This window comes from Vibrio sp. 10N.222.52.B7 (assembly GCF_041474275.1).
GTDB classification, from domain to species: Bacteria; Pseudomonadota; Gammaproteobacteria; order Enterobacterales; family Vibrionaceae; genus Vibrio; species Vibrio crassostreae_C.
In genome coordinates this window covers 1,061-7,345 of the sequence record NZ_JBFRTU010000078.1, presented here as the reverse complement: position 1 = coordinate 7,345, position 6,285 = coordinate 1,061, and the positions used below count along the sequence as shown (strand labels likewise).

General features: G+C 40.5%; 4 protein-coding genes and 2 pseudogenes. 1 reads left to right on the top strand and 5 read right to left on the bottom strand.

Annotation, left to right across the window (positions count from 1 at the left end; translation table 11 throughout):
* Positions 1 to 294: 294 nt before the first annotated feature.
* The 4 genes from AB4512_RS18550 to AB4512_RS18535 form a co-directional block, all read right to left on the bottom strand.
* The gene (locus AB4512_RS18550) at positions 295 to 1,101 is read right to left on the bottom strand and encodes an endonuclease/exonuclease/phosphatase family protein (RefSeq protein WP_019823193.1); all 807 of its coding nucleotides are present in this window, start codon (positions 1,099 to 1,101) and stop codon (positions 295 to 297) included.
* Between the two features lie 79 nt (positions 1,102 to 1,180).
* Positions 1,181 to 2,809: a PTS transporter subunit IIBC gene (locus AB4512_RS18545; protein WP_017070319.1), complete on the bottom strand. Its 1,629-nt coding sequence runs from the start codon at positions 2,807 to 2,809 to the stop codon at positions 1,181 to 1,183.
* 59 nt (positions 2,810 to 2,868) lie between these two features.
* Positions 2,869 to 4,602 (bottom strand): alpha-glucosidase, encoded by a 1,734-nt coding sequence (locus AB4512_RS18540; protein ID WP_372175321.1) that lies wholly within the window; start codon positions 4,600 to 4,602, stop codon positions 2,869 to 2,871.
* A 68-nt stretch (positions 4,603 to 4,670) separates the two neighbouring features.
* Positions 4,671 to 5,636, bottom strand: a complete 966-nt coding sequence (locus AB4512_RS18535; protein WP_017070321.1) for a LacI family DNA-binding transcriptional regulator — start codon at positions 5,634 to 5,636, stop codon at positions 4,671 to 4,673.
* A gap of 140 nt (positions 5,637 to 5,776) precedes the next feature.
* Between AB4512_RS18535 and AB4512_RS18530 the strand changes: the two are divergent.
* Positions 5,777 to 6,118: pseudogene (locus AB4512_RS18530) on the top strand (DDE-type integrase/transposase/recombinase); the annotation flags it as partial.
* Positions 6,119 to 6,138: 20 nt separating this feature from the next.
* Here the strand turns inward: AB4512_RS18530 and AB4512_RS18525 are convergent.
* Positions 6,139 to 6,285: pseudogene (locus tag AB4512_RS18525) on the bottom strand (YkgJ family cysteine cluster protein); the annotation flags it as partial.

Sequence of the window (6,285 nt, the reverse complement as noted above, 5' to 3'; positions counted from 1 at the left end):
CACCTAACACCAACCAAAATGTACCGAATATTTCTGCGATATACCTATTCATAACGATCCTTATTAATCTTTACCAGTATCAATAAGATAGTTTAGATTTCGCAGAAGTGTGAAATCTTGTGTATATAGTTGAAAGAAAGAACAGAGAATCTTATGTAATCACTTCGAACTCGCACTAAAGATCGTTAAGGTCAGTCGTATTCTATCGCTATTTTAGCAAGTAAGAGTGACCTGATAATTAGCCGTATTTGTGTCAGTATTCTTTTTATTTAAACTACGATGAGTTGATAAAAATTAAGTAAGTTCTACTTCTACCAACACCCCAAAGTGATCTGATACAACCGGATAAAAATCGTGATTAAAAATCACCTTATGCTGCTTTACCACTACAGGCTGATTACTAAGTACTAAATCAATGCGTAACGCTTGGCTATTTTGCTCCCAACCATCAATGTTTTTAATGACAGTGGTTCCATCATCTTTGATTTCAGCAACTTCATAACAATCCATCAAACCGCGTTGTAATACGTAATCATAGCCTTCATTACGTATATGGCTTGGGTTGTTGAAATCGCCTAATAGAAAGCTCAACTCTGTTGGTAAAGTTGCCTTGATTCGGTCGAACTGATCCTCAAATGAGTTCTCTGAGTCATTCCACCAGCCACAATGACAATTATAAAGATTAAAATCACCCTGTTGAGAGGTCACTTTAATACGCACTGCTCGCCGATGTTTCCAAAAGCTCACATCATAGTTATCACTTAAATCAATGACCTCATGTTCGACAATCGGTAGTCGCGTTAAAAATGAGAGCCCCTCTTGATATACTTCATAACTTTGATGAACGAAATCCCACGTAAGTTGGTAGTGATGACCGTATTCCATGAGTTTTTTCTGTAATAAATAACCATAGTTATTCGCCAACACAGTGTGATTGGTTAATATATTGGCATCAACGGCCGGGCTATCTTGATGTTGATTCACTTCCTGTAATGCAACCACATCGCACCCTTGCTCGATAATGGCTTGCGCGACCACATCTAACTTTTCTAGCTGTTTTTCTTCTTGCCAACTGTGGGTATTTAGTGTCATTAACTTCATTATTATTCACTTATTTATTCTAGTGAGATAAAACGCAGCGCAAGGCTGCGTTTCTCGAGGTTATTTGATCTAAAAAGAATTACGCAGGTTGTGCTGAATATTTCTCTATTAACTTAGATTTAATAACATCCACCCCAGGGCCATAAATAACTTGTACACCCTGTTCTTTAATCACAGCACCAAGAGCCCCTGTCGGCTTCCATGACGCATATTCAGCAACCAACTTCGGATCATTAACTGTAATACGCAAGCGAGTCATACAAGCATCAATCTCAGCAATATTGGCACGGCCACCTAAATTCTGAATAATAATGTTCATCTTCTCATCTTCTGACATCGATTCTGAGCTTTCATCCAGGTAGTTACCCATACGACCCGGTGTTGGTAACTTCAATTTCACGATTAGGAAGCGGAACAATCCATAGTTAACCACAAAGAAAACAATAGAAACTAATGCAAAGCGAACCAGATCACCACCGATGCCCGCTGAAACCATCATAGGTATACGAGTGAGTAACTCAATCAAACCAAAGGCATGTACACGTAGGTCCATCACATCGACCAACGCAAATGCAACTCCTGTTAACACAGCATGTGCAACATACAAAACGGGAGCGATAAACATAAACATGAATTCAATAGGCTCAGTCACACCGGTTAATAACACAGCAAGACAGGCAGATAAGAACATTGGCTTATATTGTGCGCGCTTATCACTATCAACACAGTGATACATCGCAAGTCCAATACCAATCAATGAAGAGGCTGCGATAATAACTTGGCCTGCTTTAAAGCGTGCTGGGTGCACCGTATCTAACAGGTGTTGGTAAGTTGTCGGATCGCTTAATTTAAGATTATTTAAATCGCTGACCCAAGCAAGCCATAATGGATCTTGACCATAAACACTTGAGCCCGCATTCATCCCAGTCAAAAGCTCATAAGTACCACCCAACTCGGTGTAATTCATTGGAATAGTTAAAGTGTGGTGTAAACCAAATGGCAGTAATAAACGCTCTAACGTACCATACAAGAAAGGAGCAGTGATCGGCGCAGTGTCTTTAGAGGTAGCAATCCATTGACCAAAATCATTAAGCGCACCTTGAATTAAAGGCCATATTACAGATAAACCAAACGCAATAATCAGCGAATAGAAAATAACAACAAAAGGTACAAAACGCTTACCGTTGAAAAATGCTAATGCCTGAGGTAAGCGAGCGAAGTCATGATAGCGGTTAAATAAGTTGGCACCTAAATAGCCAGACATAATACCGATAAACACACCCATATTTAGGGCAGGAGCACCCAAAATATTCGTGAAGAATTGAGAGACAGGTAACTCAGAACCAAATAGGCTCATCACAACCGCTTCTGGGTCACTGAGCATAGCGTTATCCACGCCCAATATAACCCCAGTGATACGGTTGATTAAGATGAAGGCAATTAGCGCGGCAAATGCGCCACCTGCACGCTCTTTTGCCCACGAGCCACCAATCGCGACCGCAAATAATAGGTGAAGGTTAACAATGATCCCCCAACCTATGTTTTCCATTATAGCGCCTAGTGTTTCAATGGCACCAAACCCACCCGCATACATTGCGACCACTTTACCTAGTGATATCATGATACCAGCGGCAGGCATCACCGCGATAACAACGATAAGGGACTTCCCAAATCGTTGCCAAAAATCAAACGATAGTAACTTACTCATAAATAGTTCCTTGATTTAAATACAGGCTAACGTTATCAGCGCCTAGCCATAAATATAATTTAGTGCTTTCTTGCAAATATATACGCGGCATAAGCGGGGGCTATTTGCGTTGTTATAAAATCTGAGCGAACGTGTTCATTGTTAATATTCTGATTATCAAGCATTAACTCGCCTAATTGGGTGCAGTCGATATCAACAACGCTCTCTTGTGGACTTAAATTGGTAATAATGGTCCATGTCATATCTTGAGCAACACGTTGATAAACATAGATATTAGGATCGTTAGCTAGCAGTAATTGATAACGGCCAACCACTAAGCTTTCATGTGACTTACGCAAAGCAATCAACTGCTTATAGAAACCTAAGATCGAATTTGGATCTTGCTGTTGTTGCTCAACATTGATATCTGCATACTGTTGATTCACCGAGAACCAAGGTTGCACCTCAGAAAAACCGGCAAAATCCTGGTCATTCCATTGCATTGGCAAGCGACTGTGGTCGCGGGATACTTGATTTAACAAGGCTAAGATATCGGCATCGCTCTGACCTTGTTGCGATAGCTTTTGAATTAAATTTCTCGCAGATACATCGTTAAATTCGTCAAGAGAAGTAAACTGATGATTTACCAGACCAATCTCTTGGCCCTGATAAATAAATGGAGTCCCTTTCATCAAGAAATAACAACTCGCTAACGCGGTAGCACTGGCATACCTAGAGTTAGGATCGGCAAAAGTATCAATACTACGAGCTTGATCGTGGTTTTCTAAATAAAGCGCATTCCAGCCTTTACCTTCTAAGGCATCTTGCCAACGCGATAAAATGCGTTTGAACGCCACGAGATCGAAATTCTCGTTGCTTTGTTCTTCCGACCATAGCTTCATGTGTTCAAACTGAAAAATCATGTTAAAAACACCACCTTGATCGTGCTCGGTCGTTTCAGCAACCCAAGGCAATGCGTTGTCGGCCGTCACCCCATTGGCCTCACCAACGGTCACGATATCAAAAGGCGAAAACGCCTGCTCTTTTAACTCATACAGATGTTTTTCAATCCCTGCCACATTCATATGATAATCGAATGAAGAGACATAGTTTTCACCCTTTGGATTGGGTAAAGAGGGTAAACCAGCTTGTTTTTGAATATGGCTAATTGCATCGACACGGAAACCATCAATACCTCGTTCCAACCACCAATGAATCATTTTAAATAGTGCTTGTTTAACTTCAGGGTTTTCCCAATTAAGATCTGGCTGTTTTTTAGAAAATAGGTGCAAATAATATTGTGCAGTTTTGTCATCATATTCCCATGCACTACCATGAAAAATACTTTCCCAGTTATTTGGTTCGCAAGTCGGCTTTTCAGCTGTAGGCTCACAACCATCACGCCAAATATACCAATCACGCTTAGGGCTATCTTTGTTATCTCGCGATTCGATGAACCATGGATGCTCATCGCTAGTGTGGTTTATCACTAAATCCATAATAATGCGAATGCCACGTTCATGAGCAGCAGTGATTAATTTATCCACATCCTCAAGGGTTCCAAAGTCAGGATGAATCGCTTGATAGTCACTGATATCGTAACCGTTATCATCATTCGGTGATGCGTAGAATGGGCAGATCCATATTAAATCAATGCCCAAATCAGCAAGATAATCTAGCTTAGCAATGATCCCATTGATGTCACCAATACCGTCCTGGTTTGTATCATAAAAACTACGGGGATAAATTTGGTAGGCAGTTGCTTTCTTCCACCACGCGAGTGGTTTTGAGTGTAGATTATTAGCGAGTGTCATCGGTTATACTATGTGTGTTATCGTTAACACATAGTGTTAAATGGAACCTATTTGGACTCAATACAATTTCAGAGAAACTGTGAACTTTCTCTCATTCTTATGTCGAATGTGCCTTCAACGGAACTGAAATCGCGCTTGAGCAATTTTTTGACAGCTTGGTAGCCCACTTGATAGTAGTTAAAAGCGACAGTAGTCAGGCTTGGGACTAACAAATCGCTGTAGTCATAGTCACCCATGCCTACAATCCATAAGTTATGACCAATCTTGAGTTGCTGTTCTTTGGCGCGACGATATAAACGAATAGCAATATTATCGGTGGCACAAAAGTAGACATGATTAGGCTGTAATTGAATTGCCTGGTAGCCGGCTTTGTCCTCCGAGTTGGCTAGAGCTTGTAGTGAAAAATTCAACTCAGGGACGGTGTCAGTAATGGTGGCTTGCATCAACTTAGTACGGCTGGAAAGCATACGCTCATCATAAATATAATGTACGGCTGCCAGCGGTGCCTGCTGTTGTTTTAACTGAGTGATGGTTTGGGAAACGAGTGCTTTAATTGCAGCATGGTCGGGGTAATATAAACAGCAATGGTGGGGGGTGTTTTTACCAATAAATAACACATTGTCTAAGGTTTGATAAAACGTCTCTTCGACACTGTGCTTTGAAGCAATAATAATAGTGCCCAATGCATTTAAGCCATTAAACTCTCTCACAGCTTGGCATTCTGACTCATGGTTAAACCCTGAGGCATGAAAAAGCATTCGTACTTGTGATTCATTGGCAGCCGCCAGTGCCCCTTTGATTACTAAGCTAGTTGTATATGACTCAATGCGAGGAGCAACGAAACCAATAATATTAGATTGGCTACGAATGGAACGAGCAAATATATTAGGGGTATAATGATTTTCTTTGACGATAGCATCAATTTTAAGGCGATTTTCAGCCGAGACATAACCGTCATTAAAGTAACGTGACACGGTCATTGTTGAAATTCCAAGCTGTCTTGAAATCTCCGCCATGGTCATTTTTTTACTCATCACATTTTCCTTCCATAATGTATTATTGCCATATTATCCAATATATTGGCTGACAACAAAGTAAATAAAAACGCTACCTGATGATATACACATAGTACTTCAAGTTTATAAGATATTGTCCACTTCTTGACCTGAACTGAATACCCGTAGTTACGGCCTTGCTCGCTCAGGTCTTCAGTGCAACGACTGCTAATTTAAAAATGGGCAGGAGATATCACCGACGTAGCTACAAACAAATATTGGCTATAATTAGTTGCCATTATTGACCTTTATTCAAGGCAAGTTATTGGTTGGTTTATGGGTACGAGAATAAAGGCCTCATTGATCTGTGATGTCTTATCGATGGCTTTATTTCGCCGAGAGTTTCCTGAAACGGTTATTACTCATAGCGAGGTAGTCAGTATTGTTTGAAAGACTATTGAGGCCTCATAAGCACCTATAACCTAAAGCAAAGTATGAGTAGGAAAAGAAATTGCTGGGATATAGAAAAGGGCTAATACGCTTAGGTAATAGCTTCTAACTCGATCAGGTTATCAAGGGCTTCTTGGTCGGTTTTACCACAAATGACAGGGCAAGCTTTGAATTGGTGACATACCTTCGGGCGTGAAGGTTGACCAAATAATTTGCAGAGATCTTGCTCATTTAATTG

What these genes read in the sequence shown, in the direction of transcription:
- AB4512_RS18550 (WP_019823193.1), bottom strand. Translation starts at nt 1,101, where the DNA reads ATGAAGTTAATGACACTAAATACCCACAGTTGGCAAGAAGAAAAACAG.
- AB4512_RS18545 (WP_017070319.1), bottom strand. Translation starts at nt 2,809, where the DNA reads ATGAGTAAGTTACTATCGTTTGATTTTTGGCAACGATTTGGGAAGTCC.
- AB4512_RS18540 (WP_372175321.1), bottom strand. Translation starts at nt 4,602, where the DNA reads ATGACACTCGCTAATAATCTACACTCAAAACCACTCGCGTGGTGGAAG.
- AB4512_RS18535 (WP_017070321.1), bottom strand. Translation starts at nt 5,636, where the DNA reads ATGAGTAAAAAAATGACCATGGCGGAGATTTCAAGACAGCTTGGAATT.